The 23,184-nt window shown below is 43.7% G+C and carries 20 protein-coding genes; 17 read left to right on the top strand and 3 right to left on the bottom strand.

Features of this window, described 5'->3' with window-relative positions; translation table 11 throughout:
* Positions 1–149 precede the first annotated feature (149 nt).
* The 4 genes from A7P55_RS21585 to A7P55_RS21570 all read left to right on the top strand — a co-directional run bounded on the left by A7P55_RS21585 (position 150) and on the right by A7P55_RS21570 (position 4,775).
* A complete protein-coding gene (locus A7P55_RS21585) occupies positions 150–1,493 on the top strand; it encodes an MFS transporter (protein WP_171553750.1) in 1,344 nt (447 codons plus the stop codon).
* An 89-nt stretch (positions 1,494–1,582) separates the two neighbouring features.
* The gene (locus tag A7P55_RS21580; RefSeq protein WP_171553749.1) at positions 1,583–2,593 is read left to right on the top strand and encodes an AraC family transcriptional regulator; all 1,011 of its coding nucleotides are present in this window, start codon (positions 1,583–1,585) and stop codon (positions 2,591–2,593) included.
* A gap of 84 nt (positions 2,594–2,677) precedes the next feature.
* Positions 2,678–3,784, top strand: coding sequence for an NAD/NADP-dependent octopine/nopaline dehydrogenase family protein (locus A7P55_RS21575; protein WP_171553748.1), 1,107 nt, complete (start codon positions 2,678–2,680; stop codon positions 3,782–3,784).
* A gap of 1 nt (position 3,785) precedes the next feature.
* Positions 3,786–4,775 carry a 3-hydroxybutyryl-CoA dehydrogenase gene (locus A7P55_RS21570; protein ID WP_171553747.1) on the top strand — a complete coding sequence of 330 codons (990 nt, stop codon included), beginning with the start codon at positions 3,786–3,788 and terminating at the stop codon, positions 4,773–4,775.
* Between the two features lie 57 nt (positions 4,776–4,832).
* Here the strand turns inward: A7P55_RS21570 and A7P55_RS21565 are convergent, their stop codons facing one another.
* Positions 4,833–5,300 carry a MarR family transcriptional regulator gene (locus A7P55_RS21565; protein ID WP_171553746.1) on the bottom strand — a complete coding sequence of 156 codons (468 nt, stop codon included), beginning with the start codon at positions 5,298–5,300 and terminating at the stop codon, positions 4,833–4,835.
* Positions 5,301–5,448: 148 nt separating this feature from the next.
* Between A7P55_RS21565 and A7P55_RS21560 the strand changes: the two genes are divergently transcribed.
* The 13 genes from A7P55_RS21560 (at position 5,449) to A7P55_RS21500 (ending at position 21,075) form a co-directional block, all read left to right on the top strand.
* On the top strand, positions 5,449–6,561 hold the full coding sequence (locus A7P55_RS21560) for an amidase (RefSeq protein WP_171553745.1): 1,113 nt from the start codon (positions 5,449–5,451) through the stop codon (positions 6,559–6,561).
* Positions 6,562–6,583: 22 nt separating this feature from the next.
* Positions 6,584–7,750 carry an acyl-CoA dehydrogenase family protein gene (locus A7P55_RS21555; protein WP_171553744.1) on the top strand — a complete coding sequence of 389 codons (1,167 nt, stop codon included), beginning with the start codon at positions 6,584–6,586 and terminating at the stop codon, positions 7,748–7,750.
* Between the two features lie 41 nt (positions 7,751–7,791).
* Positions 7,792–8,319 carry a nuclear transport factor 2 family protein gene (locus A7P55_RS21550; protein WP_171553743.1) on the top strand — a complete coding sequence of 176 codons (528 nt, stop codon included), beginning with the start codon at positions 7,792–7,794 and terminating at the stop codon, positions 8,317–8,319.
* Positions 8,320–8,349: 30 nt separating this feature from the next.
* On the top strand, positions 8,350–9,630 hold the full coding sequence (locus A7P55_RS21545; RefSeq protein WP_016652772.1) for an aromatic ring-hydroxylating dioxygenase subunit alpha: 1,281 nt from the start codon (positions 8,350–8,352) through the stop codon (positions 9,628–9,630).
* Between the two features lie 10 nt (positions 9,631–9,640).
* Positions 9,641–10,126, top strand: a complete 486-nt coding sequence (locus A7P55_RS21540) for an aromatic-ring-hydroxylating dioxygenase subunit beta (RefSeq protein WP_171553742.1) — start codon at positions 9,641–9,643, stop codon at positions 10,124–10,126.
* A 9-nt stretch (positions 10,127–10,135) separates the two neighbouring features.
* Entirely contained in the window at positions 10,136–10,873 is a 738-nt protein-coding gene (locus A7P55_RS21535) for an SDR family NAD(P)-dependent oxidoreductase (RefSeq protein ID WP_171553741.1), read from the top strand.
* Between the two features lie 34 nt (positions 10,874–10,907).
* A complete protein-coding gene (locus A7P55_RS21530; protein WP_171553740.1) occupies positions 10,908–11,861 on the top strand; it encodes a PDR/VanB family oxidoreductase in 954 nt (317 codons plus the stop codon).
* A gap of 69 nt (positions 11,862–11,930) precedes the next feature.
* Positions 11,931–12,887 carry a p-hydroxyphenylacetate 3-hydroxylase reductase component gene (locus A7P55_RS21525; RefSeq protein ID WP_171553739.1) on the top strand — a complete coding sequence of 319 codons (957 nt, stop codon included), beginning with the start codon at positions 11,931–11,933 and terminating at the stop codon, positions 12,885–12,887.
* A 197-nt stretch (positions 12,888–13,084) separates the two neighbouring features.
* Positions 13,085–13,999, top strand: coding sequence for a transcriptional regulator FeaR (gene feaR / locus A7P55_RS21520; RefSeq protein ID WP_171553738.1), 915 nt, complete (start codon positions 13,085–13,087; stop codon positions 13,997–13,999).
* A 204-nt stretch (positions 14,000–14,203) separates the two neighbouring features.
* On the top strand, positions 14,204–16,519 hold the full coding sequence (gene tynA / locus A7P55_RS21515) for a primary-amine oxidase (protein WP_171553737.1): 2,316 nt from the start codon (positions 14,204–14,206) through the stop codon (positions 16,517–16,519).
* An 82-nt stretch (positions 16,520–16,601) separates the two neighbouring features.
* Positions 16,602–17,879, top strand: coding sequence for a hypothetical protein (locus tag A7P55_RS21510; RefSeq protein WP_252727914.1), 1,278 nt, complete (start codon positions 16,602–16,604; stop codon positions 17,877–17,879).
* A gap of 66 nt (positions 17,880–17,945) precedes the next feature.
* Positions 17,946–19,553 carry a GMC family oxidoreductase N-terminal domain-containing protein gene (locus A7P55_RS21505; RefSeq protein WP_171553736.1) on the top strand — a complete coding sequence of 536 codons (1,608 nt, stop codon included), beginning with the start codon at positions 17,946–17,948 and terminating at the stop codon, positions 19,551–19,553.
* 34 nt (positions 19,554–19,587) lie between these two features.
* Positions 19,588–21,075 carry an aldehyde dehydrogenase family protein gene (locus A7P55_RS21500; RefSeq protein ID WP_171553735.1) on the top strand — a complete coding sequence of 496 codons (1,488 nt, stop codon included), beginning with the start codon at positions 19,588–19,590 and terminating at the stop codon, positions 21,073–21,075.
* Between the two features lie 61 nt (positions 21,076–21,136).
* Here the strand turns inward: A7P55_RS21500 and pcaD are convergent, their stop codons facing one another.
* Both pcaD and pcaF read right to left on the bottom strand, forming a co-directional pair.
* On the bottom strand, positions 21,137–21,916 hold the full coding sequence (gene pcaD, locus A7P55_RS21495; RefSeq protein ID WP_171553734.1) for a 3-oxoadipate enol-lactonase: 780 nt from the start codon (positions 21,914–21,916) through the stop codon (positions 21,137–21,139).
* 10 nt (positions 21,917–21,926) lie between these two features.
* Positions 21,927–23,141 (bottom strand): 3-oxoadipyl-CoA thiolase, encoded by a 1,215-nt coding sequence (gene pcaF, locus A7P55_RS21490; protein WP_171553733.1) that lies wholly within the window; start codon positions 23,139–23,141, stop codon positions 21,927–21,929.
* Positions 23,142–23,184 lie beyond the last annotated feature (43 nt).

Raw genomic sequence — 23,184 nt, 5'->3', positions numbered from 1 at the left:
ACCTGAAATATCATGGAAAATTCCATGTAAAAATAATAAATATAGAGAAGGATGATTTACCTTGTTGAAGACAGAGCAGAAACGGATTCTGGTCATGTTGTCTCCAATAAGAAGACGCATTAGAAAAATGGCATGGACAAGGAAGCAAAATGGATACGCAATCTACTGAGCCGAAACAAGCTCAATCAAATCTCTATGCATGGTATGTGGTACTACTGTGCATGTTGGCTTATATCTTTTCATTTATTGATCGGCAAATATTGGCGCTGATGATCGAACCGATTAAAGCTGATCTCGGGCTTTCAGACACGCAGTTTAGTTTATTACATGGTTTAGCCTTTTCCCTGTTTTATGCCTTTATGGGCTTACCATTGGCATATCTGGCAGATCGTTTCTCCCGTCCAAAAATTATTGCCATCGGGGTGGTATTTTGGAGTATTGCAACGGCATTTTGTGGTCTGAGTAAGAACTTTGTTCAGCTATTTTTCAGTCGTATGGGAGTGGGTGTCGGTGAGGCTGCTTTGTCTCCAGCAGCCTATTCAATGTTTAGCGATATGTTTAGCAAGGATAAGCTTGGGCGTGCTGTCGCAGTTTATTCAATTGGTTCTTTTGTCGGCGGCGGGATTGCTTTTCTGGTCGGTGGCTATGTGATTGGCTTACTGAAAAATATGGATACCATCATGGTTCCAGTTTTTGGTGCGCTTAAGGCATGGCAAGCGGCCTTTATTATTGTGGGGTTGCCTGGTGTCTTTATTGGTCTATTGGTTTTACTTACCGTGAGAGAGCCACAACGTAAAGGTCAGCGTCTCAATGCAGCGGGACAAGTCGAAAAGACCAGTATGAAGGATGCCTTCAAGTTTATTAAAAAGCATGGACGTACCTTCAAATGTCACTATTTAGGTTTCACTTTTTACGCAATGGCGTTGTATTGCCTGATCAGTTGGTCGCCTGCATTCTATATGCGCAAGTTTGGTCTCACGCCAACTGAAGCAGGCTATATGCTCGGGAGTGTATTACTGGTGGCGAATATTCTAGGCGTATTTTGTGCGGGCTGGCTCAATGATTGGTTTATTCAAAAGGGCCGTAAAGATGCGCCGATGATTACAGGCGTGATTGGGATTGTGGGCTTAATTATTCCGATGATGCTGTTTACGCAAGTGAATGAGTTATGGCTATCAGTGGTATTTTTAGTCCCTGCCATGTTCTTTGCTTCATTCCCGATGCCGATTTCAACCACAGCCATGCAAATGTTGGCACCGAACCAGTTACGTGCACAAATCTCAGCGGTATTCTTGTTGATCAGTAATCTGGTTGCGGTTGGAATTGGCACCACATTGGTGGCTTTGATTACCGATAAGGTGTTTGAAAATCCACTCATGGTCGGTATGTCACTGTCAATTGTGGGTACGATTTCTTGTGTGCTTGCCTTTATCCTATTGAAAAAAGGCTGTCAGGCATTTAGTGACAGTATGCAGCAGGAACATGCATCTTGATTGGATGCCGCACTGAGTAGATCACTGGCCCATTCATTGTAATGGGCTTTGTGCTTTGCCAGTGGAATCCATCGCAAAGGAGTGAAATGATGCAAACAACTTTGAAATTGGATCATCTGCATTATCTGGATGAGTTGTTATTATTTAAATCTAATGATTATCAAACGATTAAAGATCGAATCAGTCACTACTTATGCCCACATCGCTTTGATGTCGAGACACATGAGCCCTTGAATACTCGATTAAACGGTTTTAGTTTTGGTCGTGGTGCTTTGTATGACCTGAAATATAGTGCGCCAGTCATGATCAACATTGAGGATAGCGCCGACTTTTATTTATTTCGAATCACACTGGAAGGACAATGCCAGATTGGATTTGATCAGCGCAAAATCCTGCAATCGGTTGGGGTGATGTCAGTGACTCATCCGCATACGCGACAGCAGATCGTCACCAACCATCATTGTCGTAATATTATTTTAAAACTGGCGCAACAGGATATCGAAACCCAATTGTTTAACATGTTGGGATATCGCAGCCAGCAACCCCTGCATTTTGATCCTTCTTTATCATGTAGTGCTGAAGGGATGGATGCGATCATTGAAACACTGAATTATCTGTGTCATGCCTATTATCATATTAAAAACTGGAGCTTTATTTCAGCCAGTTTTAGCCAGTATTTGATTGAGCTCATTTTGTTGAAAATTCCGAATAATTATACCGAACGCTTGAATGCTCAACGGCAACAGCTGCTACCAAGTTATATGAAAAGAGCACAGCAATATATTCAGGAACATCTGCAACAGGCCATTTCATTAGCTGATTTAAGTCAGTATTGCGATGTGTCGGTACGAACTTTGCAAAAAGGCTTTAGTCAGTATTTACAGCAAACCCCAGTGGAATATATCCGTGAGCAGCGCTTGGAACGGGTACATTTGGCTTTGCAGCATGCACAGACAGATGAAACCGTCACCGATATTTTATTGGAGCATGGCATCCAAAGTTTTGGGCATTTCTCGACGCTGTATAAAAAGCGTTTTGGTTGCTTGCCATCGTACACCCTAAAAAAAGATGCTGTGCCAGTCAGTCAAATGCGTGCGTAAATGGAATATTCACTGCGCATTTGGATAAGCCTGTTTGCTGTGACTGTCCTATGCTGAATTGAAAATCAATCAGCAGGAACGCACATGAAAATTACAGTACTCGGTGGTGGACACGGATGTTATGCCGCAGCGGTAGAGATGGCAGAAAAAGGTCATCACGTGGTGTTATGGCGTCGTGATCGTGAAGCCTTACAGCAGCTTGCCGCAACTGGCGAGCTTAAGATCAAAGATTATCAGGGTGAGCGCTCAGTGAGTGTTGGCTTTGAAAACAGCCAGATCAAGCTATCAGATCATTTAGAAAAAGCCATTCAGCATGCGGAGCTGGTCATTATTCCTTTGCCTGCCACCACCCATCAGGACTTGGCCAAGCAGGCTGCGCCGTTTTTTCAAGCAGGACAAGTGGTGTATTTACCACCTGCAACCTTTGGCAGCTTCATCTTTGCTAGAGCCATGCGCGAGGCATGTAACAATGCCAAAGTGGCTTTTGCCGAAACTGGAACCTTACCTTATTTGGTGCGTAAGCATGGGGTCAATCAGATTGTGGTCAGTGGTTATGCGGCCCGTTTACCGACAGGGGTTTTTCCAAGTGCCTTGTCTGAACATGCATTTCAAGTTCTCAAACAGGCTTATCCAAGTGTAGAACCGATTGAAGACAGCCTCAGCGGTGCTTTGATGAATGCAGGGCCAATTATTCATCCACCGTTGATTCTAATGAATGCTGGACCGCTGGAACATTTTGAAGCTTGGGATATTCATCATGAAGGTACACAGCCCTCAATCCGCCGTGTCACCAATCAGTTGGATGAAGAACGTATGCAAGTACGAGAAGCACTTGGCTATGCGGCACCGCATTTCCCTTTAGCCGATCACTACAACAAAGAAGGTGAAGGTGAAGAATGGATGTATGGACGCGGTGCACATGGCAAATTAACCGATAGCGGTGATTGGCGTGAGGACATCGACCTGCAGTCACATCGCTATATGCTGGAAGATACGCGATTAGGATTATCGTTTCTAGTGTCTGTAGGTCGTTGGGCGGGGGTGGCTACACCTGTAGCGGAAGGATTGTTGAATATTGCTTCTGCGGTGACTGGCAAAGACCTATATCAGCAGGGTCGGACTTTTGAGAGCCTAGGATTGGCAGAGAAAAGCAAAGCCGAGTTGCACGTGATTTTGCAGCAAGGGGTCTAGGATGAGCACAATTAAACAGGTTGCGGTATTGGGTGCTGGGCGAATGGGCAAAGCGATTGCGATAGCCTTTGCCTATGCAGGACTGAAAGTTGATTTGATTGATGCCAGAGAGCGTAGTGAAGTTGAGTTCGGGCAATATCAGAGCCAGACTCAAGCTGATTTGCAGCAGGAGTTAGGGTTACTTGAACAGATTCAATTTATTCAGCCTGAACAACAGCAATTTATTCTAGATCAGATTGCGATTCTGAGTCGAGCTGGCTCAGTACAACGCTTAGCAGGCTGTGATCTTGTAATGGAAGCCGTGCCAGAAGTGAAACCGGTCAAACAGGAAATTTTTGCTTGGTTAGATCAATTTATTTCACCCCACTGCATTGTGGCATCGACCACCTCCACTTTTTTGGTCACTGATATTGCAGAGATGATTTCACAGCCTGAACGGGTGTTGAATGCACATTGGCTGAATCCTGCCTATCTGATTCCACTGGTGGAATTAAGTCGTTCAGAGCAAACTTCTGAGCGCGTGGTTGCGCAAATGAAAAGCTTTTTACAGTTGATTGGGAAAGTTCCTGTGGTGTGTCATGCCAAAGCTGGCTATATCGTGCCACGGATTCAGGCCTTAGCAATGAACGAAGCGGCGCGGATGGTGGAAGAAGGTGTGGCCTCGGCGGAGGATATTGATATCGCGATTCGGACAGGTTTTGGTTTGCGCTTTTCGGTATTGGGCTTACTAGAATTTATTGATTGGGGTGGCGGCGATATCCTGTACTATGCCTCGCAATATTTACAAAAGGAGTTAGGCGAACGTTATCGAACGCCTGAAATTATTGCCGAGAATATGCGACAGCAACGCAATGGTTTACGAGAACAGCAGGGCTTTTATGACTATCAGCAGGTCGATATTCCTGCCTATAAGCAACAGGTTTTGCATACTTTTTCAGATCGGATTGCCGCAAATCAGCTGAAGCCGCCGTTTAATATTTTAAATCAGTAACAGGCTTAATCCGAAGTTTTGCCCATCTCTGTATAGACATGGGCTTTTGCCGTTGCTTTAGCTTGAGGGCATTAAGTCAAATAGCTTTTTCAATTGACCATTAAGCTGATGCAGTTCAGTATCGTCAAAGGCATTTAGAATCCCTGATAAGGTCACCTGACTGATCTGGTTAATTTGCTCAACCATCTCTTTACCTTTGTCAGTGAGTTTCACCATTGAGATACGTTCATCTGACTCTGAGGAGAACACCTGCACGATATCATCTTCAACCAGACGATAAATGGCTTTGGTCGCCGTGGTCAGCTTAAGGGTAGAAAGGTTGGCAATCTCGGTAATACTGGCTTGTTCAAGCGCATTGGTACTTAAAATAATTTTACGACGGGTATTGTCAATTCCTAATTTTTTAATTGATTTTTCAATAAGTTGTGTGTATTTACCATTCACCTGCGAGATCCAGAAAAAGGGATAGCTCTGTAAGCTGCTCGGTTCATTGTTGGGTAGAAATTGTTCTAAATGAGTAAGCATAGCCAAGTCATTACTTTTATAAAAATGGACATTCAGCATTATACAAAAATTAGAAACATTTTCTTGATTCTTCGTATCTAAAAATACTTGACAATTACATTACTTTTTCCGATATTTGTATTAAGGATAAAAATACATGGAAAAGTGAATGAATATTATTGTACAAGAGGTACAAAAAGGCACAGGCACTTTGAAAGTCATGGTCAAGGATTCCATCGATATTCAAGGTATGAAAACCATGGCAGGCAGCAAAGCCTTAATGCAAAGCCAACCTGCAAGCATAAACGCGGACGTGGTTGATCGTATTTTGGCCGCAGATTGTCAAATTACCGCAAAGACCAATTTGCACGAACTGGCTTTTGGCATCACAGGGATTAACCATGTGTTTGGTACGGCCACGAATCCGAAATATCCTGAACTGATTCCCGGCGGTTCTTCAAGTGGTTCAGCAGCGGCAGTTGCTGCAGGTCTGGCTGATTTCACCTTAGGTACCGATACGGGTGGTTCCATTCGTATGCCTGCGGCATGCTGTGGTGTTTATGGTTTAAAACCGACCTTCGGCCGTGTCAGCCGTGCAGGCGTACATCCAGCAACCAGTTCACTTGACTGTGTTGGTCCTTTTGCAAACTCAATCGACATGATTGAAACCGCAATGCAGATTATTGATCCCACTTTCCAGCAACATGCTGCATTAACTCAGGTACCGAAACTGGCTTGGCTGAATGTACAAGCGGATTCTACTGTGGCTGAGTGTATCCAAAACTATCTTACTCAGGCTGATTTACAACCCATCCATGTGACGGTTAAAGGTTTTGACGCTGCGTTTGATGCAGGCATGCAGATCATCAATTACGAAAATTGGCAGGCCTATGGCGAGTTAACGGAAACAGGCTTACTTGGCACAGATGTTAATGCCCGTTTACTCAAGGCTGCCGCTACCACTTTGGCGCAAGTCGAGCAGGCTGAGCAAGTAAAAGCAAGTTTCACTGCTGAGATTGATGCCTTGCTCGATCAATACGACGCTTTGATTTTACCGACTTTACCGCAGTTACCGCCTAAGGTCGCAGAGGCTGAAAATACGGTGGCTTTTTTAAATCTAACGGGTTTGGTTCGGCCTTTTAACCTGTCTGGACACCCTGCAATTTCAATCCCGCTGCAAACTGAACACGGTCAACCTGTGGGTTTACAAATCGTGGCGAAACACAATGCCGATGAATATCTGTGTGCTGTTGCGACATATATCGTGAGTGCAGCGCAATAAATAAATGACAAGGAATTAGGGAATGAATCATTTAGCGATAAAGGAATGTGTAATGGACAGCAACACAATCGACTTAGAGAGCTTATGTCAGGAAATTCGTGAACGTGCCTGCACAGGGGAGTTCGATAATCAGGCCTATGTCAGTCAGGACATCATCGACAAACTCAAACAGATTGGCGTTTACCGTGCTTTGGTTCCAAAACGTTTTGGCGGCAATGAATGGTCACCGAAACAGTTTTGCGAATTGATCGAGCAACTCTCCAAAGCTGATGGCTCAGTTGGTTGGGTGGCAAGTTTTGGTATGAGTCCAGCCTATTTGGGCAGTTTGCCAGAGGCAACGCTTGAGCAACTGTATAAAGACAGTCCAGACATCGTGTTTGCAGGTGGCATTTTCCCTCCACAACCCGCTGAAATTACCGATGATGGCGTGGTGGTGAGTGGACGTTGGAAGTTTTCCAGTGGTTGTATGGGCGCAGATATTGTTGGTGTCGGTATTTCGCCACAAAAAGACAACGAAGCCCAAGGTCTACCGCGCATGGCGGTGATGCCAGCCAATAAAGCACAAATCGATATGACCTGGGACACTGTCGGCTTGAAGGGCACAGGTAGCCATGATCTGGTGGTGAAAGATGTGTTGGTGGCAAAGGAATGGACCTTTGTCCGCGGTGAACCATCCAAGTTACCTGAGCCATTTTTTAAATATCCATCGCTGTCTTTAGCCACTCAGGTCTTAACCGTGGTCGGGATTGGCGTTGCAGCCGCAGCGATCGAAGAATTTCAAAAACTGGCGCCGGGCAAGTCTTCAATTACTGGTGGGGCTGAAATTGCCAGCCGACCTGTAACCCAATATGAATTTGCCCAAGTCGAAGCAGAGTTTAAGGCTGCACGCGTGTGGTTCTACGACACCATGCAGATCGTCTGGAATGAAGTGCTTGCAGGGCGTACGCCAACTGCAGAACAGATCAGTGACATGCGTTTGTCTTGTACCCATGTGGCACGAGTTTGTGCCCGTGTCACCCGCAAAATCCAGATGTTGGCAGGCATGACCGCGATTTATACCCATAACCCGTTTAGCCGCTTTGTCAATGATACCAATGTGGTGACGCAGCATGCCTTTATGGGCGATGCCACTTTACAAAATGCAGGCTTGGTCAGCTTCGGGATGAAGCCAGCACCCGGTTATTTATAAATCTAATTTTATTAAACCGCATAGCAACAAGGATGAATGACATGAATGCGCCAATGGATTTAACGGTTTTGTTACAACGCCTGCAACGGCTTGAAGCCCAAAATGCGATCCGTAACTGCATTAACCGTTATATGGAAATTTGTGATGCCTTGAATGCCGATACCGACCTGAATGAATTGATGGATTTATTTGATCCGAACAGCATTTGGGAAGGTATTGGCGAGAAATATGCCCAGTCTTTTGGCCGTTATGCGTCTTGGCAAGCCATTTATGACATGTTCAAAAGTTATACCCAACAGCAATCACATTTTGTCATGAATGCGCATTTTGTCAGTTCCGAACAATTGTATATCGAAGCCGATCAAGCCAATGCCAGTTGGATGATGTTGCAGACCTCAACTTTCCGTGATGGTCGTAGCCATTTAAATGCCGCCAAACTCACGGTGCAGTTTAAACAGCAACAGGATGGACGTTGGAAGATCAAACATTTTCAGACTGAAAATATTTTTAGTCGCCCCGTATCTCACTGGGACAGCACAGCCGTATTGCCAGTGCCGTCTCAGCAATAACCAATGGATAGACCGAAAAGGATCGTGGATATGAATAGCAGTATTATTCCAATGCAGAATATTGAGATGGATTACAGTAGCTTAGTGCAAAGTGATCGTGCCCATACCTCACTGTATAAAGATGAAAAAATCTTTGAAGATGAGATGGAAAAGATTTATTACAGCACATGGGTGTGGGTGGCGCATGCCAGTGAAATCCCAGATGCAGGCAGCTATAAAACCATCAATATTGGTAAACAACCTGTGGTGGTGGTACGTGATCGTAAGAAGAAAGTGCATGTCTTGCTGAATCGTTGTCGCCATCGTGCGGCAACAGTGTGTGAACATAAAAAAGGTAAAACCAACAGTTTTGTCTGTCCATACCATGGTTGGAGCTATGCACTGGATGGTTCATTACGTGGTGTGCCATCACCTGAAAGCTATGGCGAATGTCTGGATAAATCAGAGTTTCCATTGATTAGCCTACGGGTGGAAGAATACAACGGCATGATTTTCGCCACCTTTAAACAAGATATTGAACCTTTAGATGATTTCTTGGGTGCTGCGAAAAAATGGATCGACTTGTTTATGAAACAAGGGGCTGGTTATCCAATCAAGGTGTTGGGTGAACATCGTTTCCGTTTTCCGGGTAACTGGAAAATCCAATTGGAAAATACCACCGATGCTTACCACTTCCCATTGGTACACAAGTCATTCTTAAGTTCAGTCGATGAAAAAACCGAAGAATTGTTTAACTTTGAAAATCAGCCAGGTTATGTCGAAGACCTCGGCAATGGTCACAGTGTCATGGTGATGATTCCTGAACTGGTTGATCTGGATGAAGAATTAATGGAGCGTCCGATTCAGGAACGTTTTGAAGACTTGGCGCAAGCTTTACGTGATGAAGGACATGAAGAACTGGAAGTGCGCCGTATAGTCCGTGCGGTGGGTGGTTCTGGTTTCAACTTGAACTTGTTCCCGAACATAGCCTGTTCAATGGCATTCTTCCGCGTGATGCAGCCGATTTCCGTCAACGAAACAGAGATTCACCATTCCGTCATTACCATGGATGGCGGTCCACAAATTGCCAACCAATATCGCTTACGCCTGCATGAACATTTCCAAGGCCCATTTGGTTTTGGTACCCCAGATGATTCGGAAGCATGGGAGCGTGTGCAACACGGTGCCAATGCGGGCAATGACCTGTGGATCATGCTCAATCGTGGCCTGCCTGGTGAAGTTAAAACTGAAGATGGCTTAAAAAGCGATGTCAGTGCTGAAACAGGGATGCGCGCTGCCTATCAGCAGTGGAAAAAGATGATGACGGCTTAAGGAGAGCGCCATGAAAATCGATTTAAATTTACTGAATGAAGTGACCGCTTTTATCTGGGCTGAAGCCGATATGCTGGATCATTCTGAGCATGATACTTGGCTAGATCTGTGGAATGAGAAAGGGGTGTATATCATCCCGATTGATCCAAAACTGACGGATTATGAAAATAATTTGAATTATGCTTATGACGATCATCATATGCGTAAGTTACGGGTACAGCGTTTGGACAATGGTGAGGCGATTTCAACTGCACCTAAAGCCAATACGGTACGCAGTGTTTCACGTATCCGTATCGTTAAAGATCAAGATGGTGAAATCATTTTACGATGTGCACAAAACCTGCGTGAATTCCGTAAAGAAAACCTCAAACATTATACTGCTGATGTGACTTTCCATTTGGTTCGTGATGCGCAACAAGGTTTTAAGATCAATCGTAAAATTATCAATTTAGTTAACTCAACCGATACCTTGGCGGGTATCAGCTACATTCTCTAGGAGCAAAAAATGAAACAGGTTGTTTTAGTCACAGGTGCCGCTTCAGGTTTAGGGAATGTCATTGCCGAATATTTTGCAGCACAAGGGCATCAGGTGATCTTGTCTGCCAGTACTTTAGAGAAAGCAGAGCAAGCCAAAGCAAGCAGTGCATATGCAGACAATCTATTTCCACTGAAACTGGATATCTCGGTTGAGGCTGATTTTCATGCCGCTGTGCAGTGGATTCAGCAGACATTCTCAAAACTGGATGTGTTAATAAACAATGCCACCATGACCAAAGCAACGCCTGTCTTAGAGATTAGCGCCGCGGATTTTGACATGATCACGCAAGTGAATCAGCGTGGTACGTTCCAGTCTTGCCAGATCATTGGTAAATATATGGCCGATCAAGGTTATGGCCGTATCGTCAATATGGCATCTTTAGCGGGACAAAATGGCGGTACTGCAACGGGTGCGCATTATGCCTCTACTAAAGGTGCAATTATTACCCTGACTAAAATCTTTGCCAAAGAATTTGCAGCCAAAGGGGTGACGGTGAATGCGATTGCGCCTGGGCCAATGGAATCACCGATTGTACATAGCGTGGTGTCTGACGAAAAAATGGCGCAGTTTATTCAAAATATCCCCGTCAAAGCCTTAGGCAGCATGGAATTTATTGCTGAAACCTGTGCGCTATTGGCCAGTCCAAGTGCTGCTTTCGTAACAGGGGCGACATGGGATATTAACGGTGGATTATTTATGCGTTAAGCCTCAGGCGAGATGCATATCAGGGAGAGAAATCATGACGATACTGTATAACGTGGTGGTAAAAAACCGTCATGTCGAAGGTGGGAATGTTGCAGTCATGGAGTTTGAATCTGCAAATTCGACCGTATTACCCAAAATTGAAGCCGGTGCGCATATTGATGTGCACTTGCCGAATGGCATGGTGCGTCAGTACTCATTATGCCAAAACCCGAATGATGTCGGTAAGTTCCGACTTGGGATTTTACGCGATCCCGAATCACGTGGTGGTTCAGTCTCGGCCTTTGATGATTTAAAAGATGGCATGCAGATTCAGGTCAGTGCACCGAAGAACCTGTTTCCTTTAGTGAAATCTAAACATGCGGTACTGGTGGGTGGGGGGATCGGGATTACCCCACTGATTACGATGGCCTATCAGTTGGCACAGGAAGGCACTTCTTTTGAACTGCATTACTGTGGTGCAAGCCCTGAACGTTGTGCTTTTGTCGATGAAATTAAACATGGCATCTTGGCGCCTTTCACCACTTTTCATTTTAAATCGGAAGGGGCGAGTCACCGAGAGTTTTTCCAATCCGCCATTCAAGACATTGATCAAGATAGTCATATCTATACCTGTGGCCCGAATGGATTTATGGATTGGGTCATCAATTTAGCCCTGACACAAAACTTTCCTGAACAGCAGATTCATAAGGAATATTTTCAGGTTGAAGTTGAAACAGGTGGTGATGCATTTGAAGTGGTGGCACAGCAAAGCGGCAAGATCATTATGGTCAATGCAGAAGAAACTATTTTGCAGGCCTTGGCGCGTGAAGGTATTGAGATTGAAATGTCGTGCGAACAAGGCGTTTGCGGGACCTGTATGTGCGATGTGATCGAAGGCGAACCTGATCATCTCGACGTGTATTTTACCGATGAAGAAAAGGCCAGTAATGAGCAGATATTGGTGTGCTGTTCACGTTCTAAATCAGCACGATTGGTACTGGATATTTAAGCGATTTAATCAGGATAAATCGCTATCCAATATCGGCTAGAAACAGGATAAAAGATTCAGGAGAGAAGAATGAATTCACTAAAATCAATGGATGAAATCACAATAGATCCAATGCAGTTCAGACGTGCTTTGGGAAATTTTGCCACAGGTGTCACCATTGTGACTGCACAAAATGAACAGGGTGAAAAGGTAGGCGTGACTGCCAATAGTTTTAATTCAGTGTCCTTAGATCCACCGCTGATTTTATGGAGTATTGATAAAAACTCATCTAGTTTCCCTGTATTTGAACAGGCTTCACATTTTGCAGTGAATATTCTATCGGGCTCGCAGATCGAATTATCGAATAAATTTTCACGCCGTAATATCGATAAATATGAAGGTACAAGTTATCAGATTGGGTCGGGTCAAGCCCCCATTTTAGATCACTGTTCTGCGGTGTTTGAATGTGAACGCCATGAGATTATTGAAGGTGGGGATCACTGGATTATTATTGGTAAAGTGGTCCGTTTTCGGGATGAAGGACGCAGTCCGCTGGTGTATCACCAAGGGGCCTATTCGGGCGTGATTCCACATCCGTTATTGCAGTTAAAAGACACAGTAGAAGCTGAAGATATTGGTGAAATGCATCAAGGGCATTTATATAGCAATGTCTGCTATTTGATGAGTCGGGCTTTTAAGTTCTATCAGACTGATTACATTCCTAAGCAGTTGGTGACGGGTTTCCGTACCAGTGAAGCGCGTTTATTACTGGTACTGGGGAGTGGTACTGCGTCCAATAAAGCAGATTTGCCGCGTGATATTGCCATGCCGATGCGCGAAGTGGAGCAGGCAGCATCGATCCTAAAGAAAGATGGTTTGCTGATCGAAACTGATGGCTTTTTCAAACTCACTGAAAAGGGCAAGAAAACCGCACATTATCTATTTGATATTGCCGATAGCCATCAAAATGAGGTGTTTGAAAAATATTCGGATGAGCAAAAGGAGACCTTTATCACCATGCTAAGAGACTTTGCTGGTGTAGCATAAGCTGGGTGAAGCTGATAAATTGAATTGATTTATCAGCTTTTGATCGAGCTGACTCTAATCAAAAAAGAATTCCAAGGATGAGGAATTTTTGGCACGCAATTTGTTTATTGACCAAACATGATTGCAAACAAGCCAAAACAGAGCACCAGTGCTAAAGAACAACCTTTAGCAATTGTGCAGCACAGGGGAGCGAAGGGATGAACCAATATGTGAGTGATGCACTGTTAACGTGGACGCATCATATCAAGAATGTGTGCGGCAATTTTGAAACAGATTTTGATGGCACACGGAATTTATTTATTGGCGAAGTGCAATGTTTTTTACTGGGTGATACCGAGATTGCCTTTATTAAAAATAATGCCAATAAAATTGTCCGAAAGGCCGATGAAATCGATCGGGTCAATAATCGTTTCTGTTTTTTAATTTTGCAGAATTCAGGCAAGATGCTGCTGCAATATAAAAATGAAACTTTAAGCTTGAATGAAGGTGATATCGTTTTGGTAGATCCCGTTGAAACCATTTCAATGTTTCCACAAGGTTTAGTCAGTCAAATTTCAGTGCATCTGTCGCGGGAAAAATTGCTGAAAGAGAATATTAGTTCTGAATATTTTGGTAAGTTGATCACCCAAAACATGAGTGGTTTTCTGCTTAAGAATATTCTAAAAAATATGTCGCCCGAAAATATCAAGCTCTGGTATGCATCGGAAGACGGTAATGCCTTTGAAGATGCGTTGATTGCCTTAATCAAACCGACCATTAATTATAAAAATATCAGCCATCAGGATAATCTTTTGGAGAAAGCCGAACGCTATATTATTGAAAATCTGACAAAACCTGATCTCTCTCCCAAGTTGATTGCTGCGCATATCGGGGTGTCGTTAAGACATCTGTATCGTTTATTCGTACAAGAAAATTTATCCATTAATAAATATATACAGCTCAAACGCTTAGAGAAGGTCAAAACAGATTTACTGGATAAAAAAAACAAGCACAGCTCGATTACCCAGCTTGCGCTGAAATGGGGCTTTTGGGATGGTGCCCATTTTTCAAAAATCTTTAAAAAAACCTACGGCATTTCCCCGAAAGAGTTTAGAGAAACGACGTTGGCTTAAAACCTTTTCGATGTCATTTTTAGACAAGTTCCGCGTCATTCTTGGACAAGCTAGTCCCATGCAACTGTGTTGAAATTAAACCAATAAGGAAAGCTAAGAGCGCTTCAATTGACTTGAAATATGAGGTTGATTTTAGTCGCTGCACACAGAGCAAAGAGCATTTTATCGATCTGATACAGATCGCTCAGGGATAGATGAAAAAGGATGAACATGATGCGTAAACAAAGATTATTTAAAGAGATACAAAAAATACTGGCGTTTAACCTATCAATCGCTGCGAGTTTGTGCGGTGTTCATAGCACCGCTTATGCACATGGTGAGGCTGCCGAATTGGTGCCACTGTATCAAAACATGAGTGAGCAGGGTGCCAAAGTCGTCAAAGATGATTTCACCAATAGCTATACCATCTCCAAAGGCTCTATTGTGGTCAGAGCCAAACCCAATTCAGATCAGGTTTTGGTCAATGGAAAACCATTAAAGCTGAGCGTACCTGTACTGATTAAAGAAGGTAAACCGGTTATTGGAAAAGATTTTTTTAATGAGGTGTTTCAGTCAGGTTTAGATCAAACCTTTAAAATTGAAAATACTTTTCACCCACTGAATAGTTTAAATACAGACGAAATTAAGAAGACTTTTGACGCGATTAACCGCTCAAAATATGCCTATAAAAATATGCGTTTTGCCGAGTTAAAACTAAAAGAACCTGAAAAAGCAAAGGTCTGGGATTTCTTTATCAATCATAAAGAATATAAAGATGATCGGGTGGCATCGTTCATTTTATTGAAAGGCAATCAGGCGATTGAAGGTGAAGTGAACCTGACGACGCAACAAGTTAGCAAATGGAATATATTGAAAGATACCCACGGCATGGTGTTACTGGATAACTTTGAGACGGTTCAGCGTGTGATTGAGGCCAGCAAAGAATATCAGGATGCTTTACGTAAACGTGGTATTACCGATGTGAAGAAGGTGATTACCAATCCATTAACGGTAGGCTATTTTGGTGGTAAAGATGGCTTAGATAAACAACTCAATGTTTTAAAAGTAGTGTCTTATCTGGATACTGGAGACGGTAACTATTGGGCCCATCCGATTGAAAATCTGGTCGCAGTGGTGGATTTAGACAAAGAAAAAATTATTAAAATTGAAGAAGGGGCAATGATTCCTGTTCCAATGGTAGACCGTCCTTATGCCACAAAGAATACCCAGCCACCGAAAATTAAGCCGCTGAATATCAGTGAACCTGAAGGCAAGAACTTTACCATTACAGGACAAACCGTACATTGGGGAAATTGGTGTTTCCATGTGGCGCTAGACTCACGTGTCGGCCTGCAGCTTTCAACCGTGACCTATAAAGATAAAGGGGTGAAACGTAAGGTCATGTATGAAGGGAATCTGGGCGGCATGGTGGTTCCTTATGGTGACCCAGATATGGGATGGTACTTCAAATCTTATCTGGATTCTGGTGAGTATGGCATGGGAACACTCACATCAGCCATTCAACTGGGTACCGATGCACCAGAAAATGCGGTGTTACTGGATGCGGTCATTGCTGACTATAAAGGCCAACCACAAGTGATTCCAAATGCCATCGCCATCTTTGAGCGTTATGCAGGACCTGAATATAAACACCAAGAAATTTTTGGTGATCAGGATGCCAGTGAAGCACGCCGTGAACTTGTGGTGCGCTGGATTAGTACGGTGGGTAATTACGATTACATGTTTGACTGGGTCTTTGCCCAAAATGGTGTGATTGGCATTAATGCGGGTGCGACAGGAATTGAAGCGGTGAAAGGGGTTAAAGCCCGTACCATGCATGACAGCACTGCCAAGGAAGACACCAAATATGGCACTTTAATTGACCATAATATTGTCGGAACCACGCATCAGCATATCTATAACTTCCGCTTAGATCTGGATGTAGATGGAGAAAACAACAGCTTTATGCATATGGACCCTGTGGTGAAGGCCAATGATCGAGGTGGTGTGCGTACCAGTTCGATGCAAATTGACAGTAAAGTAATTAGCAATGAGCAAAATGCGGCTGAAAAGTTTGATCCATCTACGATTCGTTTACTGACCAATTTCAATAAGGAAAATAAATTAGGCAATCCTGTTTCTTACCAATTGATTCCGTTTGCGGGCGGCACTCATCCAGTCGCGAAGGGTGCTAATTTTGCCCCGGATGAATGGCTATTCAAACGCCTTAACTTTATGGATAAACAAATTTGGGTGACACAATACAATCCAGATGAACGTTATCCTGAAGGGAAATATTCGAATCGCTCAACCCATGATACAGGTTTAGGTCAGTTTATTCAGAACAATGAAAATATTGAAAATAAAGACTTAGTGGTCTGGATGACCACAGGAACCACCCATGTGGCACGTGCGGAGGAATGGCCAATCATGCCAACAGAATGGGTCTACACCTTGATCAAACCGTGGAATTTCTTTGATAACACCCCGACGTTGAATTTGGGTGATGAACAGCAACATGCCCAGCACGAGCATCACTAAAACGCAGATCAAATTACATGGGTAATCCAAGATTACCCAAAACTGAGCGTTGAGTAGATCGCTGACAAAAAAGGAATTTTGTATGAAAACTTTACTTTCTCAAGTCGTGAGAGGGACGCTGTTTGTCTCATGTTTTTCAACTGCATACGCAGGTGAGCTTGAAATTAAACCGATTTTTGAAGCCACTTTTGGTGCTTTTAGTAGTGCTAAAAGTTATAACGGTGAAAACATCGATGACCAGCGGATCAATTGGCAAGAAGGCCATCTTAAATATGGTGCCAAAGGGCAGCAAACATTTCAAAATCATCAGCTCTATGCCAGTTTAAGCGGGATTAGCTCAGCAACATGGGGCGATGGTGATGCAGGCCAGAATAGTAATGGCAAAGAACGTAAAACCGATGTGAATGAATGGGTGATTGGCTTTAAAGATGGTACCCATAAAGATGAATTGACGACCTATAATTTCAGTATCGGTCGACAAAATATCATGATAGGTGATGGTTTTTTCATTGCGGGAGATGCATTAAATCTAGGTAAAGCACCTGCGGATGGGGCACTGGATCGAGGTGGGGCTTATTATTTGGCAGCACGACGCAGCTTTGATTTTAGCAGTCTACTTCAATATAAACCGCAACAGGATACAACGCTAAAACTGGCGTATTTAAAGTCGAATAACAAAGCACAATTTTCATCAAAACTGTTTGTGACGGATCTGATCTATCAACTCAAAGATAAAGGCATTGGTTTTACTTATTTAAATGTCCTAGATATTGATGATGTCGAACACATTTCAGGACGTCAGGATCTTAAGAATTATGCCTTACGCTTGAACTATCAAGCCTTACCTGAACTGCAACTGAAGTCTGAATGGGTGGTTCAGGATAAACAGGACAGCACGGAAAATGCAGGCTATCTGGGACTGAACTATAACTTCTTATCTACAAAATATACGCCGTCCCTAGGTTATCGTTTCAGCCATTTTTCAGATCAGTACGACTCCATGTTTTACGGCAATACGGTTGGATTTGGCACATGGTTTCAGGGAGAAGTCGCTGGAAACTATGCAGGGCCCTTCAATAAAAATGCCGATATTCACCAAGTTTCTTACAGTATTAATTTAAAAGAAAATTTCATGCTGGGTGCATTGGCTTATAAGTTTCAAACCGTAAATAAGTCATTGGTAAATGTGGATGGGCATGAGCTGGATGTGTTTTCAGTCTGGTCAGTCAATAACAATCTCACCGTTATTCCGCTGATCGGACTATATAAGCCAAAGCATGATATCCACAGTGGTGGCACTCAAAATTATGATGACAAAACCAATTTATATGCCCAGTTGATTCTGCAATACATCTATTAAATCAGTGCGAAGCAGACCGTATTTATTGGCGGTGCATTCATAGAAATAAAATGAGGGTGAAATTAGATGAATACACAATATGACTATATCGTGATTGGTGCAGGTTCAGCGGGCTGTGTGGTTGCTGCACGCTTGTTACAAGCCAATGCAGGCCGGGTACTGGTTTTAGAAGCAGGAAGCAAAGACAGCAGTTTGTTTCATACCATTCCTGCAACAGTGATCAAAGTATTCCAACAAAAATCCTGGCCGTATATGACCGTTCCGCAAAAACACTGCAATCAACGAGAAATGATTCTGGCACAAGGTAAAGTCTTAGGTGGTGGCAGTTCAGTCAATGGCATGATTTATTGTCGGGGGCAGCGTCAGGACTATGATTTATGGGCCTCTGAATGGGGCTGTGAGCAATGGTCTTATCAAGATGTGCTGCCATTCTTTAAAAAAGCAGAAAAAAATGAAAGTCTTGCTGATGAATATCACGGACAAGATGGCATTTTAGCTGTCAGTGAAAACCGCTATCGCCATCCCTTAACTCTTGCTTGCATTCAAGCAGGTCAGCAAATGGGAATGAACTACGTCAATGATATCAATGGTTGGGATCAGGCTGGCGTAGGGTTTTATCAGACCACCACACAGAATGGCGAAAGAGCCAGTACCTCAAAAACCTATTTAAAATCCGTTGAGCACCATCCAGATCTTACCGTGATTACCGATGCGCTGGTGCATAAAATTGAAACTCACGAGGATCAAGTCACTGGTGTGACCTTTAGCATCGCGAGCAAAGCCCCAGTGACGGTAAATGCAGCGAAAGAAGTGATTGTCAGTGCTGGGGCCATTGGCAGCCCTAAAGTTTTATTACTGTCAGGCATTGGCCCTAAGCAACATTTAGATGAACTCGGAATTGAATGCATCCAAGACTTACCAGTCGGCGAAAATTTTCATGATCATTTACATATGTCGGTCAATGCTACGGTCACCACACAGAATAGTTTACTTGGAGAAGATCAGGGTTTAAAAGCGGTTGGGCATTTTCTGCAATGGCATTTTACCCGTTCTGGGGTATTGACCTCCAATATTCTAGAAGGAGGTGCTTTTATTGATACCCATGACAATGGTCGACCAGATGTACAGTTTCATTTTCTGCCTGTACTGGATAATTTTGATAATACCCCTGGGGAGAAGGCAGCCGCACACGCACATGGACTGACCATTAAAGTCGGACATGTACAACCGAAAGCACGTGGAACACTACGTTTAAGCAGTAAAGATCCAAATGCCTTACCGGTGATTGATCCGAACTATTTAGGTCATCCAGAGGATGTTGATGCCAATATTCGTGCGGTACAGGCTGGGCTGCGCTTATTACAACAACCTGCCTTAAAAGCCATTGTCCAAGACATCATTGAACCTGCAAATACCGATCCTGAAAATATTGAAGCGATTGAGGTCTGGATGCGCCAGAACATTAAAACCGTTTACCACCCAGCAGGCAGCTGCAAAATGGGCAATAGCTCTCAAGATTCTGTTACTGATCAGACCCTTAAAGTACATGGATTTCAGAATTTGCGTGTTATTGACTGTTCAATCTGTCCGCAGGTGCCAAGTGGGAATACCAATGCCATTGCCATCATGATTGGTGAGCGTGGTGCCGATTTTATTTTAAATCAAGTTGCTTAATTGCTGTCTGTAGACATGAAAAGAGGAATATAAAATGAGCGAAGTAAAAATTCTAACCAGCGTACAGCAATTTATGGCACGCCAACATGGCCATTTTATTGGTGGTGAAATGATTGCCGCAGAAACAGCTGAACGGATTGAGTTGGTCAATCCAGCCACTGAAAAAGTTGTATCAAGCATTGCGATGGCGACTCAAAATGAAGTTGCGAAGGCCGTTCAGAGTGCCGATGATGCTTTTCGAAATGCATGGGCCAATACATCACCCTATGAACGTGGTCTGAAACTGAATAAATTAGCCGATTTAGTGGAATTACATGCAGAAGAATTAGCGCAACTGGAAACCTTGACTACGGGCAAATTGATTTATCTAGCTCGACATTTGGAAGTGACACAAACAGTTGTGTTTTTAAGGTATTTCGCTGGTTGGGCGACTAAGATCAATGGTCAGACTATGCAACCGTCAATTCCCTCCATGCAGGGTGAAAAATATACCGCTTATACCATGCGCCAACCTGTTGGTGTGGTGGCAGGGATTGTGCCATGGAATTTTTCTCTGATGATTGGATGCTGGAAAATTGGTTCAGCATTAACCACGGGTTGTACTATTGTATTAAAACCAAGTGAATTTACGACCTTGTCATTATTGCGTTTGGCTGAACTTGCAATTGAGGCAGGCATTCCAGCAGGGGTGATTAATGTGGTCACAGGTAAAGGGGCGACTGGACAACACTTAATAAATTCGCCTTTAGTAAAAAAAGTCTCGTTTACGGGTTCAGTTCCTACAGGCATTGCGATTGGGCAACAAGCAATGAAGAATGACCTCACTCGAGTCAGTCTGGAGCTCGGTGGAAAAAATGCCGCAGCAATTCTTGCGGATGCTAATCTGGATGAAATCCTACCAACTTTGTTACAGGCAACCTTCGTACATCAGGGGCAAGTCTGTGCAGCCCCTGAGCGTTTCTTTATACATCAGTCCAAATATGATGAATTTGTAGAAAAGCTGACAGGAGCAATTCAACAGATAAAAATTGGTTCGCCACTGGATGAATCGAGCATGTTTGGACCACTGTCTAATAAGCCACACTTTGACAAGGTCAAACATTATCTCGACCTTGCCAATCAAAATGATCAAGTGATTTGTGGTGGTAAGGCTTTGCAAGGAACGGGTTATTTTGTTGAGCCGACATTATTAAAGGTACATGGTGTGGATGATCCTTTATTTATTGAAGAAACTTTTGGTCCTGTGGTGGATGTGATTGCTTTTGAAAATGATGACGAGTTAATTCAGATGATGAATCACTCACGCTTTGGTTTAACTGCAAGTGTCTGGACCAATGATTTGGCCAAAGCATTGCGTTTGATCCCGCAAATTGAAGCAGGCTCAATTTGGGTCAATATGCATACCTTCCTAGATCCTGCTGTTCCTTTTGGCGGAGTGAAGGCATCAGGACTAGGTCGTGAATTTTCTGATGCTTTTATTGATGATTATACTGAACTTAAATCGGTGATGATTCGATACTAACTTTATACCAGATCTAAAAAATGGCCTGAAATGGCCATTTTTTAATGCTTCAATTTATCAGCTAGCCAGTCAGAAAGTCTTTTAAAATATGATTGAAGCTTTCTGCTTGCTCAATATTTGAAATATGTGAGGCATTGATTTCGACCAGTTTCGATTGCGGTATCTGTTGTTGCATAAACTGTCCATCGGCAACGGTAGTCACAGGGTCTTGTGCACCAGCGATGACCAAAACAGGAATGTGGATGTCTTTGAGTTGATCACGGACATCCGCCTTAGCCAAAGCCTCACAACAATTGGCATAACCGTCCGCGCTGCCAGCACTTAAGTCGTTACACAGGTTATTGACAATTGCAGGATGGCTTTGGATAAAGGGATCTGTAAACCAGCGTGAAGCTGCTGTTGTAGCGATTGGAACCAAACCTTGATTTCGAACCAGTTGGGCACGATCCAGCCATGCTTGTTCCTGTCCAATTTTTGCAGCGGTATTACTCACAACTACACGCTGAAAACGTTCTGGATAATGGATCGCTAGCCATTGACCCGTTATTCCACCCATGGAGATACCACAGAAATTGGCTTTTTCAATCTTTAAATGATCGAGTAGACCAATCACATCTTCACCGAGTTGTTGCAGGGTATATGGGCCTGTTGGCGTCGAAGATGAACCATGACCGCGCGTGTCATAACAAATAACGTAGAATCGTTCTTTAAAATCATTGAACTGCTTTTGCCACATGCCATAGTTGGTGCCCAAAGAGTTGGAAAACAGCAGTGCAGGGGAGCTGGGATCGCCAAAAGTTTGATAGTTGATCTGTGCATCGGCGGATTGAAAAACTGACATTCACTATTCCTTAATTTTGTTCGATACGTTGAATAATCAGCGCAATGCCTTGACCAACGCCGATACACATTGAACATAAGGCATACTGACCTTTGATCTGTTCAAGCTGATTCAAGGCCGTTGTCACCAAACGCGCACCTGAGGCACCTAAAGGATGGCCCAAAGCAATCGCACCACCATTCGGATTAATTCGTGCATCATCATCCGCCAAACCTAAATCACGAGTCACTGCTAAAGCTTGTGCTGCAAAAGCTTCGTTTAGTTCAATCACGTCCATTTGTTCTAGCGTGAGATTGGCTTGTTTCAGTAATTTCTTAATGGCAGGCGCAGGTGCAAAACCCATAATCCGTGGTTCAACGCCGACTGTGGTAGCAGCAATGATTTTGGCACGTGCTTTGAGCTGGTATTTCTCCACCGCTTCATCCGAAGCAATCAGCAAGGCAGCAGCGCCATCGTTAATTCCAGAGGCATTGCCCGCCGTGACGGTACCTTCGGCTTTAACCACACCTTTAAGTTTGGTTAGGGCTTCCAAAGTGGTTGATGCACGTGGATGCTCATCCGCATCTACCACAATCGCATCACCTTTACGCTGTGGAATCGTCACAGGCACAATTTCATTGCTGAAGAAACCTTTGGCTTGCGCCGTTGCAGTACGTTGTTGGCTGTTGAGCGCAAACTGGTCTTGATCGGCACGATTGATATTGAACTGTTCCGCCACGTTTTCCGCGGTTTGCGGCATGCTATCCACACCATACAGTTCTTTCAGTTTTGGATTGATAAAACGCCAGCCCATGGTGGTGTCTTCAATCTTTTGACTACGGCCAAAGGCACTATCCGATTTGCCCATCACATAGGGTGCACGACTCATACTTTCCACACCACCAGCAATAATCAGGTCTGCTTCATTGGCTTTAATCGCACGGGCAGCCATGGCAATGGCATCCAGTGATGAACCGCATAAACGGTTCACTGTGGTGGCAGGTACTTGATAAGGCAAACCTGCCAATAGTGCTGACATACGTCCAACGTTACGGTTGTCTTCACCCGCTTGGTTGGCACAGCCATAGATCACATCATCGACTTGCTGCCAATCGACACTTGGGTTGCGTTGCATCAAAGCCTGAATTGGAATCGCTCCCAAGTCATCAGCACGTACAGGTGCAAGACCGCCAGCATAACGACCGAATGGGGTCCGGATAGCATCGATGATATAAGCATTTTTCATGTGTTTTTTCCTTTAATCCTCCCTTAATCCCTCCTTTAAAAAG

Origin of the sequence: Acinetobacter sp. Ac_5812 (assembly GCF_013072695.1) — a bacterium.
Classification (GTDB): Bacteria; Pseudomonadota; Gammaproteobacteria; order Pseudomonadales; family Moraxellaceae; genus Acinetobacter.
This window is presented reverse-complemented; position numbering and strand designations above follow the sequence as displayed.

Bases quoted from the DNA above. Each gene is read 5' to 3' on its own strand.
- A7P55_RS21560 (WP_171553745.1), top strand. From the start codon at position 5,449: ATGAATATTATTGTACAAGAGGTACAAAAAGGCACAGGCACTTTGAAA.
- A7P55_RS21585 (WP_171553750.1), top strand. From the start codon at position 150: ATGGATACGCAATCTACTGAGCCGAAACAAGCTCAATCAAATCTCTAT.
- A7P55_RS21540 (WP_171553742.1), top strand. From the start codon at position 9,641: ATGAAAATCGATTTAAATTTACTGAATGAAGTGACCGCTTTTATCTGG.
- A7P55_RS21550 (WP_171553743.1), top strand. From the start codon at position 7,792: ATGAATGCGCCAATGGATTTAACGGTTTTGTTACAACGCCTGCAACGG.
- pcaD (WP_171553734.1), bottom strand. From the start codon at position 21,916: ATGTCAGTTTTTCAATCCGCCGATGCACAGATCAACTATCAAACTTTT.
- A7P55_RS21510 (WP_252727914.1), top strand. From the start codon at position 16,602: ATGAAAACTTTACTTTCTCAAGTCGTGAGAGGGACGCTGTTTGTCTCA.
- feaR (WP_171553738.1), top strand. From the start codon at position 13,085: ATGAACCAATATGTGAGTGATGCACTGTTAACGTGGACGCATCATATC.
- A7P55_RS21500 (WP_171553735.1), top strand. From the start codon at position 19,588: ATGAGCGAAGTAAAAATTCTAACCAGCGTACAGCAATTTATGGCACGC.
- A7P55_RS21575 (WP_171553748.1), top strand. From the start codon at position 2,678: ATGAAAATTACAGTACTCGGTGGTGGACACGGATGTTATGCCGCAGCG.
- A7P55_RS21535 (WP_171553741.1), top strand. From the start codon at position 10,136: ATGAAACAGGTTGTTTTAGTCACAGGTGCCGCTTCAGGTTTAGGGAAT.
- tynA (WP_171553737.1), top strand. From the start codon at position 14,204: ATGAACATGATGCGTAAACAAAGATTATTTAAAGAGATACAAAAAATA.
- A7P55_RS21525 (WP_171553739.1), top strand. From the start codon at position 11,931: ATGAATTCACTAAAATCAATGGATGAAATCACAATAGATCCAATGCAG.
- A7P55_RS21530 (WP_171553740.1), top strand. From the start codon at position 10,908: ATGACGATACTGTATAACGTGGTGGTAAAAAACCGTCATGTCGAAGGT.
- A7P55_RS21580 (WP_171553749.1), top strand. From the start codon at position 1,583: ATGCAAACAACTTTGAAATTGGATCATCTGCATTATCTGGATGAGTTG.
- A7P55_RS21545 (WP_016652772.1), top strand. From the start codon at position 8,350: ATGAATAGCAGTATTATTCCAATGCAGAATATTGAGATGGATTACAGT.
- A7P55_RS21505 (WP_171553736.1), top strand. From the start codon at position 17,946: ATGAATACACAATATGACTATATCGTGATTGGTGCAGGTTCAGCGGGC.
- A7P55_RS21565 (WP_171553746.1), bottom strand. From the start codon at position 5,300: ATGCTTACTCATTTAGAACAATTTCTACCCAACAATGAACCGAGCAGC.
- pcaF (WP_171553733.1), bottom strand. From the start codon at position 23,141: ATGAAAAATGCTTATATCATCGATGCTATCCGGACCCCATTCGGTCGT.
- A7P55_RS21570 (WP_171553747.1), top strand. From the start codon at position 3,786: ATGAGCACAATTAAACAGGTTGCGGTATTGGGTGCTGGGCGAATGGGC.
- A7P55_RS21555 (WP_171553744.1), top strand. From the start codon at position 6,584: ATGAATCATTTAGCGATAAAGGAATGTGTAATGGACAGCAACACAATC.